The sequence below is a fragment of the Exiguobacterium sp. QJM3NY_9 genome, assembly GCF_056173545.1.
This window is the reverse complement of sequence record NZ_CM149679.1, coordinates 2,911,330-2,937,339: the sequence shown is the minus strand read 5'-3', so window position 1 is coordinate 2,937,339 and position 26,010 is coordinate 2,911,330. Positions and strand designations below refer to the sequence as shown.

The 26,010-nt window shown below is 47.7% G+C and carries 25 protein-coding genes; 15 read left to right on the top strand and 10 right to left on the bottom strand.

Annotation, left to right across the window (positions count from 1 at the left end):
* Positions 1–13: 13 nt before the first annotated feature.
* Both AC0VYQ_RS14980 and AC0VYQ_RS14975 read right to left on the bottom strand, forming a co-directional pair.
* Complete coding sequence (locus AC0VYQ_RS14980; protein ID WP_475403908.1) at positions 14–904, bottom strand: aldo/keto reductase; 891 nt, start codon at positions 902–904, stop codon at positions 14–16.
* 74 nt (positions 905–978) lie between these two features.
* On the bottom strand, positions 979–1,464 hold the full coding sequence (locus tag AC0VYQ_RS14975) for a cupin domain-containing protein (RefSeq protein WP_475403907.1): 486 nt from the start codon (positions 1,462–1,464) through the stop codon (positions 979–981).
* Positions 1,465–1,608: 144 nt separating this feature from the next.
* On the opposite strand from AC0VYQ_RS14975, the gene AC0VYQ_RS14970 reads away from it, so the two are divergent.
* From AC0VYQ_RS14970 to AC0VYQ_RS14960, 3 genes are all read left to right on the top strand, one after another.
* Complete coding sequence (locus AC0VYQ_RS14970; RefSeq protein WP_475403906.1) at positions 1,609–1,890, top strand: putative quinol monooxygenase; 282 nt, start codon at positions 1,609–1,611, stop codon at positions 1,888–1,890.
* Positions 1,891–2,060: 170 nt separating this feature from the next.
* Entirely contained in the window at positions 2,061–3,467 is a 1,407-nt protein-coding gene (locus AC0VYQ_RS14965) for a YfcC family protein (protein ID WP_214893280.1), read from the top strand.
* A 102-nt stretch (positions 3,468–3,569) separates the two neighbouring features.
* Positions 3,570–4,391 (top strand): DUF1028 domain-containing protein, encoded by an 822-nt coding sequence (locus AC0VYQ_RS14960; protein WP_159173221.1) that lies wholly within the window; start codon positions 3,570–3,572, stop codon positions 4,389–4,391.
* A gap of 40 nt (positions 4,392–4,431) precedes the next feature.
* On the opposite strand, the gene AC0VYQ_RS14955 is transcribed toward AC0VYQ_RS14960, so the two are convergent.
* Entirely contained in the window at positions 4,432–6,066 is a 1,635-nt protein-coding gene (locus AC0VYQ_RS14955) for a glycosyl hydrolase family 28-related protein (protein ID WP_475403905.1), read from the bottom strand.
* 145 nt (positions 6,067–6,211) lie between these two features.
* On the opposite strand from AC0VYQ_RS14955, the gene AC0VYQ_RS14950 reads away from it, so the two are divergent.
* The 4 genes from AC0VYQ_RS14950 to AC0VYQ_RS14935 all read left to right on the top strand — a co-directional run bounded on the left by AC0VYQ_RS14950 (position 6,212) and on the right by AC0VYQ_RS14935 (position 9,767).
* Positions 6,212–6,988: a hypothetical protein gene (locus tag AC0VYQ_RS14950; protein WP_475403904.1), complete on the top strand. Its 777-nt coding sequence runs from the start codon at positions 6,212–6,214 to the stop codon at positions 6,986–6,988.
* 61 nt (positions 6,989–7,049) lie between these two features.
* Positions 7,050–7,556 carry a hypothetical protein gene (locus AC0VYQ_RS14945; protein WP_159173223.1) on the top strand — a complete coding sequence of 169 codons (507 nt, stop codon included), beginning with the start codon at positions 7,050–7,052 and terminating at the stop codon, positions 7,554–7,556.
* Positions 7,557–7,850: 294 nt separating this feature from the next.
* The gene (locus AC0VYQ_RS14940; protein WP_159173224.1) at positions 7,851–8,834 is read left to right on the top strand and encodes a YhdH/YhfP family quinone oxidoreductase; all 984 of its coding nucleotides are present in this window, start codon (positions 7,851–7,853) and stop codon (positions 8,832–8,834) included.
* A gap of 69 nt (positions 8,835–8,903) precedes the next feature.
* A complete protein-coding gene (locus AC0VYQ_RS14935; RefSeq protein WP_214766340.1) occupies positions 8,904–9,767 on the top strand; it encodes a hypothetical protein in 864 nt (287 codons plus the stop codon).
* 252 nt (positions 9,768–10,019) lie between these two features.
* Here AC0VYQ_RS14935 and AC0VYQ_RS14930 read toward each other — a convergent pair whose 3' ends face one another.
* The 3 genes from AC0VYQ_RS14930 to AC0VYQ_RS14920 form a co-directional block, all read right to left on the bottom strand.
* Positions 10,020–11,555, bottom strand: a complete 1,536-nt coding sequence (locus AC0VYQ_RS14930; RefSeq protein ID WP_475403903.1) for a M4 family metallopeptidase — start codon at positions 11,553–11,555, stop codon at positions 10,020–10,022.
* 414 nt (positions 11,556–11,969) lie between these two features.
* A complete protein-coding gene (locus AC0VYQ_RS14925; protein ID WP_088838205.1) occupies positions 11,970–12,404 on the bottom strand; it encodes a GyrI-like domain-containing protein in 435 nt (144 codons plus the stop codon).
* 22 nt (positions 12,405–12,426) lie between these two features.
* A complete protein-coding gene (locus tag AC0VYQ_RS14920) occupies positions 12,427–13,920 on the bottom strand; it encodes an HD domain-containing phosphohydrolase (RefSeq protein WP_214805303.1) in 1,494 nt (497 codons plus the stop codon).
* A 245-nt stretch (positions 13,921–14,165) separates the two neighbouring features.
* Here AC0VYQ_RS14920 and AC0VYQ_RS14915 point away from each other — a divergent pair, with 245 nt between their 5' ends.
* The 5 genes from AC0VYQ_RS14915 (at position 14,166) to AC0VYQ_RS14895 (ending at position 19,806) form a co-directional block, all read left to right on the top strand.
* Complete coding sequence (locus tag AC0VYQ_RS14915; protein ID WP_475403902.1) at positions 14,166–16,544, top strand: immune inhibitor A domain-containing protein; 2,379 nt, start codon at positions 14,166–14,168, stop codon at positions 16,542–16,544.
* A gap of 260 nt (positions 16,545–16,804) precedes the next feature.
* Positions 16,805–17,005 (top strand): cold-shock protein, encoded by a 201-nt coding sequence (locus tag AC0VYQ_RS14910; protein ID WP_012371797.1) that lies wholly within the window; start codon positions 16,805–16,807, stop codon positions 17,003–17,005.
* A gap of 121 nt (positions 17,006–17,126) precedes the next feature.
* Complete coding sequence (locus AC0VYQ_RS14905; protein WP_475403901.1) at positions 17,127–18,092, top strand: ring-cleaving dioxygenase; 966 nt, start codon at positions 17,127–17,129, stop codon at positions 18,090–18,092.
* A gap of 76 nt (positions 18,093–18,168) precedes the next feature.
* On the top strand, positions 18,169–18,468 hold the full coding sequence (locus AC0VYQ_RS14900) for a DUF3817 domain-containing protein (RefSeq protein ID WP_088838201.1): 300 nt from the start codon (positions 18,169–18,171) through the stop codon (positions 18,466–18,468).
* Between the two features lie 102 nt (positions 18,469–18,570).
* On the top strand, positions 18,571–19,806 hold the full coding sequence (locus AC0VYQ_RS14895; protein WP_088838200.1) for a DEAD/DEAH box helicase: 1,236 nt from the start codon (positions 18,571–18,573) through the stop codon (positions 19,804–19,806).
* Positions 19,807–19,890: 84 nt separating this feature from the next.
* On the opposite strand, the gene AC0VYQ_RS14890 is transcribed toward AC0VYQ_RS14895, so the two are convergent.
* The 3 genes from AC0VYQ_RS14890 to AC0VYQ_RS14880 all read right to left on the bottom strand — a co-directional run bounded on the left by AC0VYQ_RS14890 (position 19,891) and on the right by AC0VYQ_RS14880 (position 22,215).
* Positions 19,891–20,298: a DUF2231 domain-containing protein gene (locus AC0VYQ_RS14890; RefSeq protein WP_088838199.1), complete on the bottom strand. Its 408-nt coding sequence runs from the start codon at positions 20,296–20,298 to the stop codon at positions 19,891–19,893.
* An 80-nt stretch (positions 20,299–20,378) separates the two neighbouring features.
* The gene (locus AC0VYQ_RS14885) at positions 20,379–21,545 is read right to left on the bottom strand and encodes a sensor histidine kinase (RefSeq protein WP_214766346.1); all 1,167 of its coding nucleotides are present in this window, start codon (positions 21,543–21,545) and stop codon (positions 20,379–20,381) included.
* Positions 21,538–22,215, bottom strand: a complete 678-nt coding sequence (locus AC0VYQ_RS14880) for a response regulator transcription factor (protein WP_214766348.1) — start codon at positions 22,213–22,215, stop codon at positions 21,538–21,540. The genes AC0VYQ_RS14885 and AC0VYQ_RS14880 overlap by 8 nt, the downstream gene beginning before the upstream one ends.
* A 112-nt stretch (positions 22,216–22,327) precedes the next feature.
* Here AC0VYQ_RS14880 and AC0VYQ_RS14875 point away from each other — a divergent pair, with 112 nt between their 5' ends.
* The 3 genes from AC0VYQ_RS14875 to AC0VYQ_RS14865 are packed head-to-tail and all read left to right on the top strand — an operon-like array spanning position 22,328 to position 24,095.
* Entirely contained in the window at positions 22,328–22,633 is a 306-nt protein-coding gene (locus AC0VYQ_RS14875) for a hypothetical protein (protein WP_475403900.1), read from the top strand.
* 11 nt (positions 22,634–22,644) lie between these two features.
* Positions 22,645–23,535, top strand: coding sequence for an FAD:protein FMN transferase (locus tag AC0VYQ_RS14870; RefSeq protein ID WP_475403899.1), 891 nt, complete (start codon positions 22,645–22,647; stop codon positions 23,533–23,535).
* Positions 23,523–24,095: a hypothetical protein gene (locus AC0VYQ_RS14865; RefSeq protein WP_475403898.1), complete on the top strand. Its 573-nt coding sequence runs from the start codon at positions 23,523–23,525 to the stop codon at positions 24,093–24,095. The genes AC0VYQ_RS14870 and AC0VYQ_RS14865 overlap by 13 nt, the downstream gene beginning before the upstream one ends.
* Positions 24,096–24,112: 17 nt before the next feature.
* Here AC0VYQ_RS14865 and AC0VYQ_RS14860 read toward each other — a convergent pair whose 3' ends face one another.
* Positions 24,113–24,898, bottom strand: a complete 786-nt coding sequence (locus tag AC0VYQ_RS14860; protein ID WP_214805299.1) for an alpha/beta hydrolase family protein — start codon at positions 24,896–24,898, stop codon at positions 24,113–24,115.
* Positions 24,899–26,010 lie beyond the last annotated feature (1,112 nt).

Here is a 26,010-nt window from a genome sequence, read left to right as displayed (position 1 = left end):
AGCAAATTCCTCCTTAGACGATATCGAGCGATTCTTTTTTAGTTGGAGCAGGGAATGCTTCATCAAGTGCTGCGAATTCTTCATCAGTTAGTTGTAAGAGTGCGGCGCGACCATTTTCTTCGACGTGCTTCGCCTGACCGGCTTTCGGAATAGCGATGACATCACCACTCCGCACGACGAAGGCGAGTAAGATTTGTGCCGGGTCGACACCATGTGTTTCAGCAAGGCGTTCAACGGTTGGGTGATCAAGCAGCTTCTCCCGGAGACTCCCGCCTTCTGCTAATGGGCAGTACGCCATGACTGGAATGCCGTGCTCTTTTAAGAGCGGCATCAATTCGTATTCAATCCCGCGTGAGCCAAGGTGATAAAGTACTTGGTTGACGACACATTGATTGCCGTTTTCTAACGCGAGTAACTCTTTCATATCTGCGACGTCAAAGTTCGACACACCCCAGCGGCGAATTTTTCCTTCTGCCTTCAACTGCTCGAGACCATCGATCGTCTCTTGAAGCGGGATGTCACCGCGCCAGTGGAGTAAGTAAAGATCGAGATAATCCGTCTTCAGGTTACGTAACGAACGTTCACATGCTTCGCGTAACTTGTCTCCGCCAGCATTATGAGGATAAACCTTCGAGACGAGAAACACTTCTTCACGTCGTCCTTCGATTGCTTCACCGATTAATTGTTCTGATGCCCCTTCACCGTACATTTCTGCGGTATCAATTAATTCCATTCCACTGTCGAGTCCGACGTTCAAAGCTTCGATTTCCGCTTGGCGTTTTGTAGGTTCTTCACCCATATGCCACGTTCCTTGACCGAATGCCCGAACGTGTGTTGAATCAGGAAATGTTACCGTCTGTTGTTTTAACGCGGCAAGTAGAATCGTCCGTTCTGTCTCATTCATTTCGTTTCCTCCTCCAAAATTCACAATAATAGGCTTTACCACGGATGGATGAGAAAAAAACGTCAATCGTTTGTTTACCAATGTTCAAACAAAGGACCTGACTGACCATAGACGGGGTCGGTCGATGGACGCTCGACGCGTTCAATCCGTTCGAGATTACCCGGTCGTTCGCAGGCTTCACCCGTCAACGTATCGTAGTCTTGACCATTCGGATAGGCACCGATGACTTTGAAGCGGCGACTCGTATCAAGCGCTTTATGTCCGGTTCCAGCAGGTAAGACGATGACATCCCCAGCAGTCAGCGTAAACGTCTTTCCGAGCGGTCCTCCAAGCTGAATACTGGCGTGTCCCTCAAGAATACCGATGACTTCATGAGCGACACTATGGTAATGATGGAAATCAAAAATACCGTCGACCCAGCTGTTTTGCCAATCATTCGCACGGAAGGTCTTTTCGATGGCAGAAGGGTCTTCGAAGACATGACGATAAATCAAGACCGGGTAACGTGGATTATTTGGGATCACGCCATCGTCCTCAAAACGAAAAAGCTCGATACTCATCGTGTGTGCTCCTCTCTGGTGTCAAAAATGATACCATTTTTTACCCGAAATCGTATTAAATTAATCGTCTAAGCATCTTTATAGCACTTGCATAATCGAGGTGATAAACTATGTAAGTTAACGAAAGTTCAAGGAGGAATTTACATGATCGCAATCGAAGCAAAATTAGAAGTTCAACCAGCAAAACGTACTGAATTTTTGGAGGCTACTAAAGCATTGATCGACGGTTCACGCTTAGAAGCAGGAAACGTCAGCTATGACCTGTTCCAAAGCACAGAAGACGAAAATGTCTTCATGATGATTGAGAAATGGGAAGATCAAGCAGCAATCGAATCACACAACACGAGTGCGCATTTCGGACAGTTCGTTGCATTTGCACAAACTGCTCTTGCTAAACCACTTGATGTTCAAACATTCACTGCATAAGTAGGAGGAAAGTCTGGCAATTGTCAGGCTTTTTTTTATGTTTAAATCGAACGAAAGTTCTCTTTTTTTGTTACAAAAAAATTAAAATCCCTCGAACATCTGTTATTTTTTCCAAAAATAGGGCATTATCTTAAGAGTAGCTAGATTCAGACTTAAGAGGAGGCAACTAAATGAACGAACGTAAAGTCCAGGAAGATCCGTCTTCACGCTCTTTCTTTAAAATGCCTCATACATATGCCATTATCATGGGGATTTTACTGATTTCAGTTATCTTGACGTATACGTTACCAGCAGGTCAATTTGATCGTGAGAAACAAGATGGACAGACGGTCGTCATCGATGGTACATACCGGGCAGTCGAGTCGGCACCCGTTAATTTGTTTGGATTGTTTGAAGCGATACCAAAAGGCATGGAAGCGGGTGCTGGCATCATCTTCTATATCTTTCTCGTCGGTGGTGTCTTCGGCATTATCCGTGAGACGGGAGCGATCGAATCCGGAATCAATCAATTGATTAATCGATTTGGTCAAAAGGGTCATATCATGATTCCGATGACGATGTTTGTCTTTTCGGTTGCTGGAGCGACGATCGGCATGGCAGAAGAAACGATTATTTTCGTCCCGATCGGTATCATGCTCGCCCGGGCACTCGGTTACGATGCGATGACGGGCGCAGCCATCGTCAGTCTCGGGGCAGCGGTCGGTTTTGCCGGCGGGATGCTCAATCCGTTTACGGTTGGTGTTGCACAGTCGATTGCCGAAGTGCCATTGTTCAGTGGGATTGGTTACCGGACCGCAATCTACTTAGCCTTTTTACTCGTGACGATTTTATATGTCATGAACTATGCCCAAAAGGTTAAAAAAAACCCGGAGCGCAGCTTAGTCTATGACTTAGAGAAACATCGGAAAGAAGAAGTAACGACAACATTTTCGCGGTTTTCGAAGAAGCATGCGTTCGTCCTCATCGTTTTGATTGGTGGCATCACACTGAACGTTATTGGAATCTTTGAGTGGGGTTGGTACTTAACGGAGTTGACGGCATCGTTCCTCATCATCGGAATGCTTGCCGGAATCGCGACGCTCGGTGTCAATCGGACGTTCGAAAGTTTGATTGACGGGGCGAAAGCGGTGACGTTCGGTGCGTTAATCGTCGGCTTCGCACGTGCGATCGTCGTCATCTTGGAAGACGGCCGTGTCATCGACACAGTCATCTATGGTTTATCGAACGCGGTCGGACATTTACCGACGTCGCTTGCCGTCATCGGCATGTACATCGTCCAGTTGATTACGAACTTCTTCATTCCATCCGGGAGTGGACAAGCAGCGACGACGATGCCAATCATGGCTCCGCTCGCTGATCTATTAGGGATCGAACGACAAGTCGCAGTCCTCGCCTTCCAGTATGGGGATGGGTTGACGAATATGATTTTCCCGACGAGTGCCCATTTGATGGCGTTCCTTGCAATTGCCGGCATCCCGTATGAAAAATGGTTACGATTCGTCTGGAAGTTGTTTGCGATTTGGGTGACACTTGCTTGCGTCGCCTTGCTTCTCGCCGTCACATTAGGGATTCAATGAACGTCGACCTTCCGTGCAATGGGCGCGGAAGGTTTTTCCCGTGCAGGAATCGGGAACTTCTAAGACGAACGTTAGTTATAAGTTCATAAGGGGGATTTCAACATGACATATTCAATCGTTGGCTATTGTGAAAAAGAACAAGCATGGGGAGTCGCTGTTCAATCGAAGTTTCTCGCGGTCGGGAGCGCCGTCCCGTTTGCAAAAGCAGGTGTCGGGGCAATCGCGACCCAATCATTTGCGAATACGACATATGGTCCGGAAGGGTTACGGATGATTTCTGAAGGGAAGTCGGCGGAAGAAGTCTTAAAATTGTTGACCGAGGCGGACGAAGGACGGGCAGAGCGGCAAGTCGGAATCGTTGACGCAGCTGGGCGGAGCGCAACTTTCACAGGAGACGCCTGTAACGACTGGGCAGGTGGAATCGCCGGTAAACATTTTGCCGCGCAAGGGAATATTTTAGTCGACGGCAACACGGTCAAAGAGATGGCCCGTGTGTTCGAGGCGACGGACGGACCGCTCGGTGAACGGTTGTTACGTGCACTCGCTGCCGGACAAGCAGCAGGCGGTGACTCACGCGGAATGCAGTCGGCTGCGCTCCTCGTCGTCAAGGAAAACGGCGGATATGGTGGTTTCAATGACCGCTACATCGATTTGCGTGTCGACGATCACCCGAGCCCGATTCAAGAACTCGAGCGGATTTATCAACTGCACACCCTGTACCTGCAACCAAGTAAACCGGAAGAAATTAAGCCGATTGATGATGCGCTCGAATCGGAAGTGATGGATAAATTACTCGAACTCGGTTACCGGGGATCGTTCGAAGAAGCTTTCCGGACGTACCTGCATACGGAGAATTTCGAGATGCGTGAGCATCAGGACCGTACAATCGATACACGTGTCCTCGCGTATCTCCGCGCCCAATGAGAAAAAGCTCTGCCTGACCGCGGTCAGTGCAGAGCTTCTTTTATGCGGACGGATGGGTCCGGACAGGCACTTGATAACCGGTTGCGATGAAGCGTTCAAGCTCCGGTTCGGATTTAGCATTCAAGCCGACCGTCCCGTCACCTTTGATGGCGACGTTCGTCAGACGGACGCGTTCAATGTGGGGTCCAATCGTAATCCCGTGGCGTGCAGAATCTTCAATCCGGACATCGATGAGCCGGACGTCATCTGCACCGTTTTCACCACCGAAGACTTGAATGTCCGTTTTAGCCTGACGGAATCCCGTCATCTTGACTTGGCTCAAGGTGACGTTTTTCGCCTTGTACTGGATACCAATCACCGGCTGTTCCTGGTAATCATAGTTCGGGTCACCGAGGACGGTGAAGTCGTGAATGACGACGTTCCGATACGCCGAGACGACGAGTGCCCGCGGTTTTGAGTTTGCATAGAGCGGTGTGTATTGAGGCGTCTGCGCGACGAGCCGTGTCGCAATGATGTTATAGGCAGTTTGTGACGTCGGGTCCGTTGCTTGATGGTGGCCGATATGGCGGAAGTTGAACGAGCGATGATCATCGATGGAGAGGTGCCCGACGATTTTGACGGTCGAAGCAGCGGACGATGTCGCATGCGCCTTGATTTCGAGTCCGCCGAAACAACGGGACGTCGCATTGTTGAACAACCAGACGTCGCGCGAGCCATCATCGATTTCGATTCCGTTCGAATTCGAAAAGCCGACGGCGTGGGCTCGCCCGCTCGGGTCATGCATGAAGCAGTTCGAGATGAATAAGTGATCGCTGTGATGCGTCGTGATGCCATCGTCACCGAATCCGGATCCCGTCAAGCCGTCGAACCAAATGAAGGAACTACTTAAATTCGCCCGTGCGCCGTCCCCGTTGTAATTGTAGTAAGGTGTCGAAATGTCGAAACAATGGAGCCCGGGATCGACTGCCTCAACGTCGAAGACCCAGCCGTACGTCACATGGGCGTAGGTCAGACAACTCGAATGGTTGCCCCACGTACTGCTCTTTTTAGCATCACCGATTCGTGCGATGTTCCAGTCGAGGGTCATCTTCTCGACAAGGAGATGGTGGTTACCGAGTAAGTAGTTCTGATTCGTGATCAACCGGCGTCCTTTTGGAGCGTCATCATGTAATTTTATAATCGTCCGGCCTTTCCCGTCGCCCGTCAAAATCGTAAAGTTCGGGAGCCGAATCCCGCGGACGATGTATGTGCCGGCAGGGACGTGGACTTGCCGATGTCCGTCAGCAAGTGCTTCCCTGAAGGCGAGCGTGTCATCGGTCTTTCCGTCACCGATGGCTCCATACGTCCGGACATCGACTTTTTCGACCTGACAGGCCAGTTGTTCGAATTCATAGGTGAGCCGACCGAACCAGCTCGGCCGGACCTCATCCTGTTGACTGACGAATGCTTTTGTCAGGGGAAAGATATGTTTATCGCGGTCCGTTAAAAAAAGTGGTGAGATCAACGAACGTAAGTAGCGGCTCGGATGCGGCGCGCGACGCGGTGCGACGAACGGGCTTTCGTTCATCAATTGTTCCGCACGGGTGACGGCCGCAAGATTCGTGTTACTTTCCGTATATTCAGCAATCAATCGCCCGTTTTGATAGGGATCGTGTGTAGTTTCTAATATGACCATGATTGAACTCCTCTCTAAAAATCACTCCATTCCTTTTCCCATCCCGTCTGTTGTTCAAGCTCTTTTTAAGTAAAATCAAAAAATTCCGTTAATTAGGCTTGGATCATTATATAATGGATAAAAATGACATTAAAGAGGTGGGAGCATGCGATTTCGAAGTCGATTACTGTTGATGATGGGTATAGTTTTACTGGCACTCGGGATCATGAAACCGTTAGTCGAGACAGGGTATCAAGCACTGCGTGATGTCGAGGTTTTTCCGGCGACGGCGACGGCGCAGGAAGCGGCGAAGGACTGTCATACGGATTGTGGAAGCAAACCGCTCGACTGGTGGTGGCTGAAGTTACTTCGGAAGAAAGAACCGGAACCTAAGGGTGTGGTTTATGGTTACGAGACGGATGAAAAAGGTGAAGTAAGAGGAGAACCTAAAGATAAATTTAAGTTCATCTCACTTGGATTTAAACATGATGAAAAAGGTGGTGTGGGAATTGAAGAGACAGAAGGATTTCCCTATTTCTTGATTGGACTGGGTCTGGCGGCCGTCCTGTTGCTTGTCCTGCTTGTCCGTCGTCTTCGAAAACGCCGTCGTCGCTTAAAAGGTGCACTCGAAGACGAAGTGACGCCACCGCAGCAATATCGACAGACTAAGGTGGATTCAGAGAAAACGTTCCCGCCATTGCCGGTCGAACAAGTTCGGCAACAGGTCGTTTTGTTCAATCGTCAGTTGCCGGCGCGGCTGAAACGCCGAGAGACGGAGTCGTTCAGCGAGTGGTTCGGACGGATCGGTTTTCATCCGTCAACCGAACTGCAGCATCTATATGAGGTAATCCGGTATGATTCAAAACAATCAATTCAAGTGCCATCGACCGCGCTGACAGACATCAAACATGATTTTTCAAATTATCTCAACCGATTCCGATGAAACCTTTTAGAAAGTCCCGACGTATCATGGAACAGAAGGTCAGGAAACGGGGGACTGAAGAATGTACTTAGCAGACGCAGTGAAACTAAAAAGTATCTTACGGAAACAATTGGAGCAACTAGTCGAAGAGATGGAGCGTATTGCATTCATCGACCTTGAAAAAGGGGAGGCCCTACCGACTGGTCAAGAACGGACGTTACTCGATGTCGAGTCGGCGATGGATGCAGTCAGGCGTGATATGCGGACACTCGATCGGCTGGTCTATGCAGCAAACTTATCAACGACCATCGAGACGACAGAAGGAGCAATTCCGCTCGTCGAAGCGATTGAACTGGCGACTCAATTACGGGCAAAAGCGACACAGTTCCAAGAACTCGCCGCACGTCCGAAACGCGAATTCCAGTATGGATTTGAAGGAACGACGGTCATCCGGCATGCTTTGTACGATCCTGAGGCATACCGGATCAAGGCACAAGAGATGGAGCGGGCTGCTCACCGGATCTCGAATGCGATCAATGCAGCGAATTACCGAACGGAAATTGATTTTGACGGTCACCGTTATATGTAAGCCTTGATCAGGTGAGACTCCTGATCAAGGATGGCATTTCTGACTCTCAAACGCTTCCACAAGGGAATCACAACGGCCACGGCACACCTATGACCACGGACCGATGACATGTTTACCTGTCACTTTTGACTACCTGCGGAAAAGACTTTTTCCGTCAGATGCCAAAAAACCGCGATTGCTTCGGCATCGCGGTTTTTTATGCATAACATCTTGTTATTCCTTAAAAAAAGGTAGACCACTGCTTTGGTTCGGGTATAGGCTAGGGGAATAGTAAATCTTGAAGGAGGAATTGATATGAAAAATTCATTTAAAGCATTCGTCGTACGTGAGGAAGAAGGACAATTCGTCGGGGCACTCGAACAAAAACAAGTCGACGACTTACCAGCAGGTGATGTGTTGATTCGTGTCGCCTATTCGTGCATCAACTATAAAGATGCGTTATCGGTCACAGGAAATCGAGGGGTGACGAAAAATTACCCACATACACCAGGCGTCGACGCGGCAGGTCATGTCGTAACATCATCTGATGAACGCTTCAGCGAAGGACAAGCGGTCGTCGTCAACGGCTTTGATTTCGGAATGAATACATCGGGTGGTTTCCAGGAGTATATCCGCGTGCCGGCGGACTGGATTACGCCGCTACCGAACGGCATCACGACGCTTGAAGCGATGAGTTACGGAACAGCTGGTCTGACAGCTGCCCAGTCGATTGATGAACTCGTTCAACGTGTAGCACCGCAAGATGGTCCGGTCCTCGTGACGGGAGCGACGGGCGGCGTCGGCAGTGTCGCGGTCGCGCTCCTCGTGAAACTCGGGTTTACAGTCCATGCCGTGACCGGGAAAGAAGCCGAGCATGATCGATTGAAGCAAGCAGGTGTCGCAGAAGTCATCTCACGCCAGTCACTTCTGGAAGAAACAACGCGACCTTTGAAAAAAGGACTGTATGCCGGTATTATCGACACGGTCGGTGGTCCGCTACTTGCTTCAGTCATCCGTTACGTGCAATATGGGGGTCTCGTCACGACGTGTGGTAACGTCGGTGGTGCTGAACTGACGATGACCGTCTATCCGTTCATCTTACGTGGTGTTCGTTTGATTGGAATCGATGCTGTTCAGTTACCAATCACAGAGCGTGAGCGTTTATGGAATCATCTCGCGAACGACTGGCATTTATCGATTGCCGAGATGGTCCAAATGAAAGCGTTGAGTGATGTTCCGGCAGTCGTCAAGTCGTTGCTTGAAGGGACACATCAAGGCAGAACTGTCATCGAAATTTAAACAATTTGGTTCTGGATTAGATGGTATAGTGAATGAAACATCACTCGGTCAATTCAGGAGGAACCAAATATGAGTCAACAGGAACAAGAGCACGATCAGGCACGGCAATCGCGTCACATGCGTCGGAAACAAAAGCGCAACCGGCGTGGCATTGCGTTCGGTGGCCTATTGGCGACGGCTTTGATCGTCGGCGGATGGGGCTATATGGTCGCGCATAACGATCCTTCGCAAGCGACGTCGACGGTCGAAACACCGAAAACAGATGCTTCGGCCAAAGAAACGTCAAAGGATAAAGAAAAAGATTCGGCTGATCAAGCGAAGAAAAAAGAGTCGAAGAAATCGAAAAAAGAAGCAGCACCTGAGATCAGTTCAGCAGCATGGATCAAACGACCGTTTGCGGATGTCTATCAAGATGCAAATCGGACCAGTGTCATCTATAAGGCGGACTTAGGGGATGTCTATGAAGTCCTCGACGCGAAAGATGGGATGGTTCACTTGAAGTTGAGTGATGCAGTCGAAGGGTACATTCCGGAAGCGGACGTTCAGATGGAGGCACCGGCTGGTCTAAAGGATGAGAAACTCCTTTCGACACTCGGACAAGTCGTCGCGAATCAGCCGATTGACAAGCCGGAACAATACCTCGGGAAACCGCTTGAAACGTTTGAGGCGAAGTATGGCAAGCTCGGCAACACACAAAAAGATGCCGTCAATACGTACCATTTCTCGAACGCCGGGTACTTGCTCGTCGTATCAGATGGAGTAGTCGAAGCAATTGACTGGATGAATGTCTCAGCGTCAGGTTTAACAGCACTTGGTGATCCGGTCGTCAAGACGGATTACGGCACATGGTACGAGGGTGAGAAATTACAGCTCAAGGCATTCCCGGATAACGGTTCGACGCGCTTGCGTCTCGCACGTGATCTTGGGAAATGAATCGATTGAGACTGGAGCTAGTCAGGTTCTCTAGTCAAAAGCCGGACATGGCGAGTTGGATTTGAACGCAACGGCAAAAAAGACAGGATCGTCATCTCATAAAGATGCACAGTCCTGTCTTTCATTTTATCTAAAGTCTGAAGCACGTTCATTCCGTCAAGTGAACGTGCTTTTTTGCGTTGGATCCACAATAAAAAACCTCCCGAGTCATCGACTCGAGAGGAAAGAGAAAATCCTTGGGAGGAGGTTTTCTTAGTAGACGCCAACTGCATCAAATGATTTTGCTGCAGCGGCTGCTTCAGCACTTGAAGAACCGTAAAGGTCTTTTGCCGATTGAACGACTGCTGCGCGGAGGTAGCTGAAGTTCGAAGTCGGAGTCAAGTAGACGTTAAGGGCACGGTAGTAGATGGCACCAAGTTTCGGTACGCCGACGCCTGGTACAGTGACACCGTAATGTGTACCACCGTTACCTAAGAGGTAAGCGGCTTTGTTGACGATACCAGAGTTCGTGTGGACACCACCGTTATCAGCCGTACCTGTGTAACGTTTTGAGTAGTGGTCTGGGTCACCGTAAGCGGCTGGGTTAGACATTGAACGAAGTGCATCGCCACTTACACCTGGTGTGTAGATGTCTTCACCGACGAGCCAGTCGAAGTTTGATCCGACTGAGTACTCTGCAACTGTTCCCATGATATCCGAAACAGCCTCATTGATCGCACCAGATTCGTTTTGGTAAACGAGTCCTGCTGTGTATTCAGTGACAGCGTGCGTCAATTCGTGAGCGACTACATCAAGTGCGCCAGAAAGATATGTGAATGTCGAACCGTCTCCGTCACCGTAGACCATTTTTGATCCATCCCAGAACGCATTGTTGTAGCGTGAAGAATAGTGAACCGTTGAATTGAGTGCTGCACCCGCATTATCGTAACTGTTGCGGCCATATGTGTTTTTGTAGAAGTCATATGTTTTCACTGCATTGACTTGTGCGCTGACAGCGGCACGGTCATAAGTAGCATTGAGAACGTTGTCGGCATCCGCCCAAAGTGATCCTGGAAGTGATGTCCGGTTTTTTGCATCGTACGTCGAGATGCCTTTACCGCGTGTTGAATCTTGAAGGTAGTAGTAAGAACCACTCTTCGTTGTGTTGAATGTAGCACTTGTTCCAAGAACCGTCGTACCTGAACCGACTGTCGTTGTTCCGGTGATTGTCGTAACTGGTTTCGCATGTGCCAGTTGGTCATATTTGTTGATGACCTTACCAGAGTTTGCATCGATGAAGTATGTCCAGCGTGACGGCTCGTCGCCAGCTAAGACAGTCGATGTGATTTTATAAGCATAGATAGCATCGTCTTTGACTGGATAGACAACGAGTTCACTCGTTGGAGCCACTTCGAATTCTGTTGCTTTGATTGATTTTTTATACAACTTTAAAGCTTTCTTTTCAGAGATTGCAATTTTCTTATCAAGACCTGGTTTCCCTTTGACCTTGACTGCATCATTGACGATTGCTTTTAAAGTACCGTCTTTCGCAACGTTACCGACGACGACACTACCGAAGACCGGGACGCCATCCACTTCTTGTTGGAGACGTACGATGTGAGATGATCCATCTTTTTGAACATCTTGTACAGAGAAGTCACCTTTACCTTCGACATACTCTTTAACGATTGATGCAGCTGGCTCGGACGATGCTTTCGTCAACTTACCAGATTGAAGACCTTCTGCGCCTACGACTGTAGGAACGACAAGTACACTTGCGACAAGCGATGTAGCGAGAAACTTTTTCAAAATAAATCGCCTCCTTGTTTGGGTTGAGTCTAACTATGCCAAACAAAATAGAGAACGAGAATAAGGCATTCGGATTAAATAGAATTTTCTGAAAATAGGTATTTAGTACCCGTACTGAACAATTTAGTCATTGAGACAAATCGAGTGAAGAAATACTCTTCTAGCACTCCCATCCCTGAAGCAACGGGCTTTCTGGCCTTAAATTCTGTGAGTAGTCCTCAAACTGTAGACAACGAACTATCGGTAGATAAAGCGTCTTTTCCCGTAGCAGTCAACGAAACGTGACGCTTTGTAGGTAATACCAGGAGGGAAAAGCCGGGCATGCAGACGGTTTAGAGCACAATCCGTCTCGATATCGTAAGTTCACGCTAGAGTTTGTCTACACGCGGAAAAGACTACTCATTTGAGTAGTCCTTAGAGAATTCGTTGATATAAGTGATGCGTGCCTTCGCGTGTCTCATCGATTTTAAAATCAAGCGGATCAAGTTCAATCCCTTGTTTGTGTGCAAAACGTTGAATCTTTTCAAACGACTTCCAAATCTCGATGTCTGGTCCTTCATGTCTCCAAAAGACATAGCGAGCGGGAGGAAGATGGTATCCTTTCATTCCCTTAGGAACCCGTTCGAGTGAAGAGACAGGTAAGCCGACGCATTGCGTATAGGTCGTTCCGCGATGGGCAAGCGAAACATCTAACGGAAAACTGTCCGGTACGACTGCCGGAATTTCATGCGCCCGACGTGAAAATTCACGCCATAGTTCAGGCATCAATGTATGGAGTTCATTTTCTTCGCACGTCATGCTGAGTCCGATTACATAAAGCTCGTGACGTTCAACAATTTTAGGATGCATTTGAGACTCCTTTCGTCAGAAATCAAGAAGCAGTAGTCAAGTTCCGTCGTTTTAAGTCTAAGAAGAGTTTAGTAAAAGTTGCGTCCCACTGCGTGCCGCTTCCTTCTTCAAGAATCGACAATGCTCGTTCAGCGGGCATCCCCTTTCGATAGGGGCGATCGGAAGTCATGGCATCATAGGCGTCGGCAATTGCCATGATTCGTCCGAAAAGCGGAATCGCGTCGCCGGTCAAGCCTTCCGGATAGCCTTTGCCATCATAACGCTCGTGATGGTACTTTACCCCGGGAAGAATCGGTTGTAACGTCTCTGGTAAATCAACTTGCGATAAAATATGGACACCGATTACCGGATGGCGTTTGATTTCATCGAATTCTTCTTCCGTTAACCGTCCTTCCTTCAAAAGAACGGCATCTCGGATACCGATTTTACCGATATCGTGAAGAAGAGCAGACTTTCGTAATAACTCGATTTGTTCATCAGGTAAGTCAGCGGCACGGGCGATTTCAACGGAATATTCCGCTACCCGTAAAGAATGCCCTGCCGTATAAGGATCGCGAGCATCTAAAGTCGCGGCAAACAACGTAAATAAACTATTTAAAAGGCGTTCATTTTCTAAATCGCGTCCTTCGATTCCTTCAACCATCAAATTAAATCCGCCAATCAAGTGTGCGAATTCATCGGAGTAGGGATTGGAAATTGTATTCAAATGACCCGACTCGATTTGAGCAACTCCTTCTTGCAAAGCAAGAATCGGTTTTTTGATATTTTCATATAGTAGAAGACTGCAAAATGTCGCAAGGCAGAGGATGACAATCAAAATTAACGTTGCCCAACTCCAATAAGACTGAAGACTTTCGTTTTCCGTTAACTGAACGGCAGAAGCGAGGACGAACAGTAAGATTGGAAATACACCGATGACGAGTGTACTAATCAACATTTTTTGGCGCAAGCTGACCATATGTTGTTTCTTTAAGACGATGTCGCCGTAACCTGCCGCCTGAGATCGTTTCGTCAACTCGAGCAACATCGGTTCCGTGACCCGGTAAGTGAGGAAAAATTCAATCAGAGCATGAAGAATCGCGACGAGAATCGCCCCGAAACAAGCGAGACCAATCAAATAGTAGGGCATGTCGAGCCAACCACGGTATATGGCGAAAGCTGTCAAGGTAGAAGAAGGAAGTGATAATCCGAGAAAGTGTGGACCGAGAATACGTTGCATCGTCAAAACCGGGAAGCGATGCGTCGTCTGAAAAGCAATTGTCAATTCGTCAGCAGTAGGCTGTTTTGATTGAAATACTATATAAAGGGACCGAACGTGTCGGCGATAGATTGTATATTCCAAGCTGAACATCAGGGTGACAGATCCTGCCATGATACCAAGCAAGAGTATCCGCTCTTGTGGACTGAAGGTCAGTGTTTCGAAGATGAACAAACTGCCGACACCGAAAACGGCAACGAATGAGCCGATTAAATAGTTCGTTAAGACTTGTCGCTCAAAACGTTTTAAAGGTTGCATGGAATTCCTCCTCTTCTTAATCAAAGCGTGCAGCAAAGAATTTTTCTAGTACTATATAATGGTCTATCTTATTAATATCGGCACGATGTAAGAATATTAAACTAAATTCCAAAAATAGGTATAGTTATAAAGTCCTAATTATACAAAAACTAATTGATTAACGAACTAAAATAACATATGATTTGAATATTCAGAAAAGTATATTAAAAGTGTGCTTTTCACTACTACATAGGGGGTAAGTTCACGTGGGGAAAAAGAAACAGCTTAGCTTAGCCGTTTTATCTGGAATCACGGCAGCTGCATTCGCAGTTAGTCCGGTTTTACCTGGTGGGAAGGTAAAATCTGTTGATGCTGCTGAAAAAGCAGCAGTAGGAGCGCCGATGGACTTGAACACAGTCGATCAGGAACGTCTCTTAAAAGTATTGCAGGATCGTGGGGTCGTCTCAAAAGCATCATCTGCAGCTGAGAAACAAAAGGCTGTCCAAAAGTATTTGGATAAAAAGTCGAACGGTAAACCAGCAGCTGAACATGAGTCAGAAAAAGCGAAAGAATTCGATCAAAAAACAAAAGACTTTTTGACGAAACAAAAAGATCAACTCGCAAAACAGTTGAACAAGAAGCACGATAATTATAAAAAAGGTAAAAAAGATGGGTTTGTCAAAGTCGACAAAGCTAAACAAGCAAAATACAACGGTGATACACGGACAGATAAAGTCCTTGTTCTACTCGTTGAGTACAGTGACTTTAAGCATAACAATGTTGTGCAAGAAGATGGATACATGTATTCGAATGACTTCAACCAAAAGCATTATCAAGATTTAATGTTTGGTAATAAAGAGTTCGAACTCTTTAACGGAGACAAGGTCAAGACGTTTAAACAGTATTATGAAGAACAGTCAGGCGGAAGCTACACGGTTGATGGTAAGGTCTCGAACTGGTTAACAGTTCCAGGTACAGCCAAAGACTACGGTTCGGATAATCCAGCGGGCGGAAACGATAACCTTCCAGGCGCTAAGGGTCCACGTGGTCTCGTTAAAGATTCGTTGAATGCTGCAGTAAAATCAGGCATCAACTTAGCAGAGTACGATCAATTCGACCAATACGATATGGATGGAGACGGCGACTTGAACGAGCCGGACGGCCTCGTCGATCACTTGATGATCATCCATGCAGGAACAGGACAAGAAGCTGGGGGCGGAACGCTCGGAGATGACGCAATCTGGTCACACCGTTGGACACTCGGCAACGTATATCCTGTTGCTGACTCGGTAGCGAAAGTAAACTATTGGGGCGGTAAAATGGCTGCATACGATTACACGGTTCAACCTGAAGACGGCGCGGTCGGTGTTTTCGCACACGAATTCGGTCATGACTTAGGTCTTCCAGATGAGTACGATACACAGTACACAGGTCAAGGCGAGCCGGTCGCATCATGGTCAATCATGAGTGGCGGTAGCTGGAACGGGAAAGTTGCCGGAACAGAACCAACAAGTTTCTCACCACAAAATAAAGAATTCTTCCAAAACGTGATGGGTGGAAACTGGGCGAATATCAAGACAATCGATTTTGATTCGTTATCAAAAGCAGGAACTGCTTCTTATATCGATCAAAGTGTTACAAAATCGAAAAACCCAGGAATCATCAAAGTAGACTTACCGAAAAAACCGGTTAAAGGAATTGCACCGGCGTTCGGTAAAAAATACTACTACAGCACAAAAGGAAACGATCTTCATACGTCAATGACGTCACCAGAATTCGATTTGACAGCTGCTAAAGCTGCTAAATTTGATTACAAAGCGTACTTTGATGTCGAGTTCGATTATGACTTCTTGACAGTTACGGCAACGGCTGGTGGAGTAGAAAAAGTCATCGACGTCATCGGTGACGAAGATACTGATGGTGATCAACGTGCTGAGTCTTCAAAAGGTGCATGGGTCGATAAATCATACGACCTCAGCGAATTTGCAGGCAAAAAAGTAACACTTAAATTTGATTACACAGCTGATGCTGGTCTTGCACTCGACGGTTTCGCACTTGATAACGCGAAATTGACAGTCGACGGTAAAGTCGTCTTCGAAGATGATGCAGAAGGTACACCGAAGTTTAAACTCGACGGTTTCATCGCGTCTGACGGCTTCAGCTATGCAGACAATGCGTACTACCTCGAATGGCGTAACTACGCAGGCTCAGATAAAGCACTTGAGCATGCGCGTGGTGTGAAATACAACACAGGTCTCGTCGTTTGGTACGCAGATTCTAGCTTCACAGATAACTGGGTCGGTGTTCACCCGGGTGAAGGATTCCTCGGTGTCGTCGATTCACACCCTGAGGCAATCGTTGGTACGCTTAAAGGCAAGCCAGTCGTATCAGGTAGCACACGTTACCAAGTTGCGGATGCTGCATTCAGCTACGATAAAGCACCTTCTTGGTTGATCGATTCACCAACACGTGGTCTTTACGACTACAAAGGTCTCTCAGGTGTAACGAAATTCGATGATTCTAAATCGTATATCAACCAATTGATTCCGGATGCAGGGAAACTTCTTCCGAACAATGGTCTTAAAATTCAAGTCATCGGTGAAGCGAAAGATAACTCTGCTGGAGCTGTCTGGATCCACCGTTAAGAACAAAACAGATCTGGGAAACCAGGTCTGTTTTTCTTTTGGAAAGTGGAATCAATTGGAAAAAATATTGGTCAGACAACTTGACTTTTAAAGCGCATCCATACTATACTGGCGTTAGCTTAATATTGTTATTGTCACTACTGATTCACATTGCGTCACGAACAATCTTTTCGTCGCTCCATGTATTTCGGGACAATAATGAATTTCTTTCATATGCATCGTCATATGTATTAAGTAATTTATTTTTGGAGGTTGTTCCCATGAACACAGGTAAAGTAAAATGGTTTAACGCAGAAAAAGGTTTCGGTTTCATCGAAGTTGAAGGCGGAGAAGACGTATTCGTACATTTCTCAGCAATCACTGGTGAAGGTTTCAAATCACTTGACGAAGGTCAAGAAGTTGAATTCGAAATCACTGAAGGCGCACGTGGAGCACAAGCTGCTAACGTCGTAAAACTTTAATTTCAACTATTCAATCGCTCTTCTTCGGGAGAGCGGTTTTTTTATTGTCTTAATATCTTGAATTTAAGATATCTGTGCGCTATGCTTTGCATATAATCAAATTCAAAAGGGAGTGGCAAAGATGGAATTACTCGGTATTCATCATGTTTCAATTTTGACCGGGATGGCGGAACGGAACTATCAATTTTACACGCAAATCCTTGGAATGCGCTTAATTAAGAAAACAGTGAACCAAGACGACACGACGTCGTATCATTTATTTTATGGGGACGCGAAAGGAAATCCGGGGACTGATCTGACGTTCTTCGACATTCCGCATCTTGGGACAGGTGTACCGGGAGCCTCGAGCATCTCTTCGACATCCCTGCGTGTGAAAACAACGGCATCGCTCAAGTTTTGGGAACAGCGATTTGAGCAAAAAGAGATTGATCATGATTCAATCATCGAACGGGCAGGGCGACAAACGCTTGCCTTTCGTGACCAAGAAGGAACACGTCTGATTCTCGTCGCAGAAGATGGGGAACAAGGCGTCCCGGGTGGCGTACCTTGGAAACACGACGAGATTCCAGCAGAACATGCAATCGTCGGCTTAGGTGCCGTGACATTGACCGTTAACGACCCGGGACCAACAGCGCTCGTTTTGACGGAAGTCCTCGGTTTTAAAAAAATCGGCAGTTATCCGTCGCTTGCGGGTGAGTTTGCGGATATTGAAGTGTATGCAACGGGTCAAGGAGGAATCGGAGCCGAAGTCCATCTCGAAGTGCGACCGGATCTCGATCGAGAACGTCTTGGTCGCGGCGGTGTCCACCATGTCGCGTTCCGCGTACCGAACAGTGCGGAATATGATCTATGGGTCGAGCGTTTAAACCACTACCGTCTTCCGAACTCCGGAAAAGTTGATCGCCATTACTTTCAAGCCTTGTATTTCCGGGAACCGAATCATATTTTATTCGAGCTTTCGACGGATACACCGGGATTTGCGACAGATGAATCGATTGAGGAGTTAGGCGAGACACTCGCACTACCACCATTTTTAGAACCACAACGTGAGCAGATTGAAGCACGTCTTCGTCCACTCGAAATCTGACAATCCTGTGACACGGGTCACAGATACGTCGACGTCCCGTATACTAAAAGAAGGAATCACGAAAAGGAGTGACGGGATGTTAAGAACTACGTTAGGTCAATTTCGGTTAATTGCGATTGTAGAGGGAATTTCATTTTTAGTATTGTTGCTGATTGCGATGCCGTTAAAATATATGGCAGGAATTCCTGAGGCAGTCTCGGTCGTTGGAGCCATGCACGGTGTGTTGTTTGTCATGTATGCGTTATGGCTTGTCGTCGTTAAATTTAAATACCGCTGGTCGTTTGTCAAAGCAGGTATCGCCTTTATCGCATCCTTCATTCCGTTTGGTACGTTTGTACTCGATCGAAAGCTAAAACAGGAAGCAACAAACGCGTAAATTGTGTATACTAGTAAAAGCACGGCTGTGGATAACTGTTTTTGTCTATGCGAAGCAGGTTATCCACAGCTTTTTTCTGTGGATAATTTTTAGGAGGATACTATGTCAACATTCGAAACATTAAACATTCAAGAACTGTGGATAAAAAAACTACAAAAGCAAGGCATCAAACAACCGACACCGATTCAAGAACAAGCTATTCCGCATTTGCTTGCGGGACGTGATTTAATAGGAAAAGCACAAACAGGTACAGGGAAGACACTTGCCTTCTTGTTACCGATTCTCGAGCAAATCGATTTAGAGAGCAAGACGGTTCAAGCATTGATCGTCGCACCGACACGTGAACTTGCGCGTCAGATTGCCGACGAAACACATAAGTTGATTCGGAATATGGAAGACATTCGGGCACTTGCTGTATACGGCGGACAAGATGTCTTTAAACAAATCCAACGTCTCGGACGGATGCCGCAAATCATCATCGGGACACCTGGACGAATTTTAGACCATGTCGGACGGGGAACACTCGATTTGAGCGCGCTGAAGACACTCGTCTTAGATGAAGCCGATCAGATGCTTCAAATTGGTTTCTTACCGGAAATCGAAGATATCATCGCAGCAGCACCGGTCGATCGTCAATTCGTCATGTTATCTGCGACGATGCCACCAAAAGTCGAGCAACTCGCGAAAACGTACCTTCGTGACCCGATTGAAATTCAAGTCGAAGCTGAAAAAGTAACGGTCGATGCGATTGAACAATTCGTCGTCGAAACGACGGATCGTCGTAAGCAAGCGACACTTCGGACGATGCTCGACGAAATGCGCCCGTATGCCGCAATCATTTTCTGTCGGACGCAACGTCGCGTAACGAAATTAAACGAAGAATTGCAAATGCAAGGTTATCCGACGGACGAGTTACATGGTGGATTGACGCAAGGAAAACGTGAAAAGGCGATGTCGAAGTTCTATCAAGGGAAAACACCATTCTTGATTGCGACCGATGTTGCGTCACGCGGACTGGATGTCACAGGTGTCACACACGTCTTCAACTATGACTTGCCGGACGATGCAGAAAGCTATGTCCACCGGATTGGGCGGACGGGACGTGCCGGGAACGACGGCGTCGCGATTTCAATCGTCACACCGAAAGACGGTCGGAGTTTCCGTGACATGGAACGCGAACTTGGGGTCGAAGTTACACCAATCGTCGTCGAATTGTCAGATGAAATGATTCGGGCACAGCATGACCAAAGTAAAGGCACGAAAAAGCCGACAACGGAAGGCCGTGGCAATACACGCCGGTCGAATAATCGTCGCCCAGGACGGACACACCGGAAGTAAGCAAATCAATCTACAGAAAAATCCCGTTTCCATTCATCGGAAACGGGATTTTTTATCGTTGAAGAGACGCTTTACTGGTCTGTGTTATTTATAGACCATCTGTCCGCCGAGATGACCGGCATAAGCAAGTAATCCACTACCAATCACAGCGACGATTAGACTGAAGATAAGAAGCATTTTTTTGTTTGATCGATAATTGAAAATCAACAATACAAAGGAAATACCGAAAGCAATCAGACTGTAAAGCGCAAAGTGTTCATGATCTTCAATCGCAGCCCGTGTCGCATTGAACGTCGAACGGGCATAGTCTTTTGTCTCATCTCCGGATAGATACGCAGCGACCCCTGCGAGGAGACCGGTGAATAAGGTAATCAGAGCAAACAATTTCAATTGAACCCATTTTAAACTAAAGAATAATAGTAGTGTAGCGAACAGTAACAGACCGATTGGAGCATGGACGAGTAAGGGGTGGAGCGGAACACCGAATAGCATGATAAATCCTCCTTAAGTAATGAGTGTATGACTATTCATTACTTTACCCCTGCTACCTGATAGTTAGCTGACGGCTTTACTTAATGAGGGAAATGAATCGTAAACCGTGTTCCTTCATTTGGACTGGAGTCGACCTCGATGCTCGCGTTATGGGCATCAGCAATCGAGCTAGCGATTGCGAGGCCGAGACCGGTCCCTGTTCCGTGGCGAGCGTGGTCCCCGCGATAGAAGCGTTCGAAGATTTTTGCCTGATCACTTTTCGGGATACCGATTCCCTCATCAGCGATTGTCAGCTGAACTTCGCCAGGGGCTTTTGACAAGCGGACCTTGATTGGTCCGTCACTGTAGACGGAAGCATTTTCTAGAAAGACCATTAATAAGCGCGTCAATTGGTTAGCGTCCCCTTTAATTAAGAGGTTCGGTTCAATCTCGATTCGCAGTGTCCGGTTGGATAATGTATGGGCGAACCGTTCAGCGGTCTTTGAGACGAGCGTACTGAAATCAACGGATTGCAGGGTCATGGATTGACCCCCGCGGGCAAGCAACAGCAAGTCCGCGACGAGTAATTGCATCGAAGTCGTCTCGGCTTTCAAATCGTCGAGAATCGTCTGTCCCTCACGACTGAGCGGTTCAGCTTCAAGCAATTCGATTCCGCTATATAAAATCGTCAGCGGTGTGCGCAGTTCATGGGAGGCGTCCGACGTGAAGCGACGTTGCCGGTCGAAAGCTTGTTGGACGGGCTGGACGGCTCGACCGGCGAGAACATAACTGAGTCCCATCAAAATCAACGTCGATAAGACGGCGATTCCAGATAAGACAGCGATTAAACGTTGGAGTGTATCGCGTGTAGCGGACGTTTCTTTTAAAAGAACGATGGAGCCTTCGTTCGTGTCGCGTTTGTACAATAAAAAATGGTGATCCTCGACAGTCACTTTTTCAGTTTCTTGAGCAGAGGATACGAAACGCTGAACGGTCTCTTCCGTTAAATCATCCGGAAGACTCGAATACTGTTCTTCACCCGTTTCGTCCAGCACTTGAAAATAAATCGGATTAGGTGTCAAGCGATCTTCACCATGTTCGATTCGTTCGAAGACGTCACGGTTCGAGATGTTTTTTAATTGATTGAGCTCTGTCTGGTCGAGTAACCGTGCCGTCGTAAAATAGACGCCAACGAGTATGAGGATTAATAACAGTAAGAAGGTCCCACTGAATAAAAGGGTCAGCCGTTTTCGGATCACTTCAAGCATGGTGGTCACCAAGACGATACCCGAAACCGCGGACGGTCTTGATGAGTGGTGGAGCGCCAACCGCCTCTAATTTTTTGCGGACGAGACGGACCAAGGCATCGAGAGCGTTGTCCGTAATGTCGGCGCCAATTCCCCAGACGACTTCGATAATCAGTTCGCGACCCATCACTTGTTCCGGTCGACGTAATAAGAGTGATAGAAATTCAAATTCACGACGTGTCAATTCAAGTGGATGATGATTATAGGAAATCATTTGCGATGAAACATCGAGTTCAAGTCCTTGAAAAGATACCGTATCGACGAAGGCCTTTTTTTGTCGACGACTTAATGCGCGGAGACGGGCAAGCAATTCATTCGATTGAAACGGTTTGACGAGATAGTCGTCGGCACCACTATCGAGACCATGGACGAGGTCGATTTCTGTATCACGTGCCGTCAACATTAAAATACCACCTTCAAAACGATTTTTTCTAAGTTCAGCTGCGACCTCAACCCCACTTTTATGAGGCATCATCCAATCGAGAACAAGCAAATCGTAACGAAATGTCTGGCATTGATTGAGTGCATCGACACCATCGTGTGCGACATCGACTTGGTAGCCGGCACGTTCGAGATGGAGTCGAAGCATTTTTGCGAGCCGCTGATCGTCTTCTGCAATCAATACACGCATGAATTTTCCCCCCGCGTTCATTTTTTCTTATTATCCCATAGTTGCCGTCAGCTAGTTATCAGTTTTTAGCGCTACAGTAAAGATAACAACAAACGAGAGAGGATGAAGGAAGATGAAACCAAAGCCGTTTGCAAAATGGATGGTCGGTTTAAGTAGTACGGTGTTTATCGGTCTAGCGATTGGTCAATTAAGTGTCAGCTCAGATGGACAATCGACGACACCGGTCAGTACAGGGGATACGTATTCGAATGAAACGAATTTCCCGAGTCAACCGACGCAAGGGGATTCTTATGGTGACGAGGATTCAGACGATGATGGCGGATATTATGATGATGATGAGGGATGGTCAGGAGAGGATTCTTCCGGATTCAGCCAGCCGAGCGGAAATAGCGACGGACGCTCGAGTCACTCGAAATAGGAGGTCAAGTGATGGAACGACAACTCTATTCGATGCATAATACGATTCGATTCGTGACGGAAAATCAGATTCCTGAAGAAGAGTGGCAGGAGATTGAACGATTTTTCAGCTACGTTGATCGAGAGTGGTCACGGTTTGCTGAAGCGAGTGAAGTGAATCGGTTGAATCGCCTTCGAATCGGTGAAACCTTATCGATTTCGTTACCACTCGCTCGGTTACTAAAGCGTTCGATTCGTTATTTTGAACAGACGGAGCACTATTTTTCTCCGTTTCTTCTTGAACAACAACAGGCGAACGGATACCGGGATTCCTTTCCGTTTCACTATGCGACTGAGTTGGAGCGGGTTGGTCCCCCAGAGATTACACCCTTCATTCTCGAAGGACTTGAAGTGACACGTGTCGGTGGAGGAGCAATTGACTTAGGTGGAATCGGGAAAGGCGCAGCCGCAATGATGGTGGCGCAACGGCTTCGGAAAGAACGACGACGCGGATTGATTAAAGCTGGCGGTGATGTCGTCGTCTGGTCGGACGAAACACCATGGAAGATTGGCATTACACATCCGCATACAGACGAAGAAATCGCGGAAATCAGCCTTCGACAAGGGGCAATCGCAACCTCGAATCGAATTTATCGCTCCTGGCATGTCGGCGAACGGATGAATCATCACTTACTTGACGGTAAAACGGGGCGACCGATTGAGACACCGCTCATTCAAGTGACGGCTTCTGCTCCACAGCTGTATGAAGCAGAAGTAATGACGAAACTTGCTTTTCAGATGACAGAACAGGAACGGCAAGAGAAGTTATTCAAATGGTTTCCGAATGGACGATTATTGTTACTCGACGCGTCAGGTGAAATCATATCCGAGAAGAAAGGGGAGTGTGCACTATGGACTGGTTGAAATGGATGTTTACGACCTGGACGATGATTCGTCTCAGTGGGCTAGCGGGTCACTTTTTGATGACATTATCCGTATTAGCTGGATTACTAGGCTCGTTTCCGAATCTCCGAAAACAAAAAGCACGACTTCATAACATCCACCTCTATGGCGGATGGGCCGGACTGCTCGCGATTGTCCTCCACGCGACGTTGATTATCGTGGATACGTATGCACCGCTATCCATCCTCGAGATTTTGATACCGGGCAACGCTTCTTACGAACCACTGTGGAATGCCTTTGGGACAATCAGTCTTTATCTCTTCGGTTTTGTCCTGATCACGTCGGACTTCCTAAAAGAGACGCTCGGAAAAACCTTATGGAAATTAACGCACTGGCTTGTCTTACCGGCTTGGGGGTTGATGACGCTCCATGGTCTCTTCATCGGGACAGATACGGGAACGTTGTTTACGACAATCTGGTACGTGGCTTCGACACTGACATTTATCACATTGATTCTTTACCGGATGCGCCTGCGTCCTAAAACAAAAGTACAAATAAAACCGGAATCCTCGACGTCTTAAGAGGATTCCGGTTTTATTCATTGTTGCTCGAGCCACTTCGTCCACGCGACAAAAGCGTCTTCCCGATTTTCGATGTAGTTGTGATCGCTGTCGACGACCAGTTCTTCGAAATAACCGGCGTTTTGAAGGAGGTCGTGGTGGAGCGCTTTGACAGATGTTTCATCCCGTTCAGATGTGACGAGCAATGCCGAGCGGTTCTTTAGTTCTTCCTTGAGCGCAAGAAGGTTCCAACTCGCATGGTTAGCTTTTAACTCCTCGAGTAACGTGTCACCGTCAGTCGCTGTAAGGAAAGACGCACCGCGGCTGAGAACACCGCGTAAGGCGTCCTCGTGTTCCGGGTAGTCGAGGATCAGTTGACCGATTAGACCGAAGTTGAACGGAGAAATTCCGATGTAGTGTTTGATGTGCGGAACAGCAGCAAACGCGTGTAGACCAGCAAATCCACCCATGCTGTGACCGACAATCGTAATTTGGTCGCCGAGCACATCATGCTGTTCTATAAAGGTCGGAGAAGCGACGTGCTCCATGATCGCTGTCGCATCTTCCAGGACATGACGAAAACGGAACGCACCCGGGCTGCCGATGCTGCCGCGGTAAGAGGTCACGAGGACATGGTAGCCGATTTCTTGGAGACGGACCGCCCAGTCCATGTTCAATTGTTTCCCGGGAAACCCGTGGAAGAGGACGATTAACGGAGCGGGACCAGTACTTGCCGGAGAATATAGACGACAAAATAGCGCTTCGTTCCCTCCGCTCGGTATGGCAATTAAAGAAAGACTAGCTTTGTTCGTGATTGTTTCCATCTCATTCGCTCCTTTAAAAAGTTTCGTATGTTTCATAGTGTGATACAAGTTAGGAAGCAAAGCAATCGTTAAGTCTATGAACAAAAAATAAAGTAAGAAAAGAACGTTTTGCGCCCCGCCGTTTGAGAGCCGGGATAGGGGTGTGCTTGAAATCGACTAGCTTGTAGTCTGCCGCGCGTCTCCACCTTGTCTCGTCTCCGAGCGGCGGGCGTCCACGCCGCTTCACTGCGTTGCAGGGTCGCGGACGCCCGCTGTTCGCTGCGGAAGCGATCCAAGTCGGCATGTGCTTCAAGATATTCGCGTTACATGTCGTCCTTCTTAGGGAGAACTAAAAAAAGCTTTCTTTTTCGTTGACTCCAGGTCAGAGATGCCCCGTTTCGAATTGCAGCATACTGAGATGAAGAGGTGCGTAGTGTGCCGCGCGTCTCCACCTTGTCTCGTCTCCGAGCGGCGAGCGTCCACGCCGCTTCACTGCGTTGCAGGGTCGCGGACGTTCGCTTTTCGCTATGGAAGCGATTCAAGCCGGCATGCGCTTCAAGATATTCGCGTTACATGTCGTCCTTCTTAGGGTGAGCTTAAAAAAGCTTTCTTTTTCGTTGACTCCAAGTCGGAGATGCCCCGTTTCGAATGGAAGCGTACTGAGATGAAGAGGTGCGTGCAATGTACTGCGCTGCTCCGCCTTGTCTCGTCTCCGAGCGGCGAGCGTCCACGCCGCTTCACTGCGTTGCAGGGTCGCGGACGCCCGCTTTTCGCTACGGAAGCGATTCAAGCCGGCATGCGCGCCAAGGTATTCGCGTTACATGTCGTGCTTCTTAGGGAAATCTTAAAAAAGCTTCGCTTTTCCGTTGACTCCTACGGGATAAGGCGCGTTTTAACGCGCTGTCAGAGGCAGGCGAGACCCTGCTTCTTGTCCTTACGGGACAAGAAGCAACGGCTTGCGCCTCGCCCGAGGAAAGCAACGGAAAGGAAGAAGCTTTGAATCACTACCGTTCACCCAAAGGAGCTGACAAGTCATGCGCTTGAGAAAAGCAACGGAAAGGAAGAAGCTTTGAATCACGTACAACTGCGCCGTTCATCCAAGGGGCCTGACAAAATCCGCATTACTGCCATTC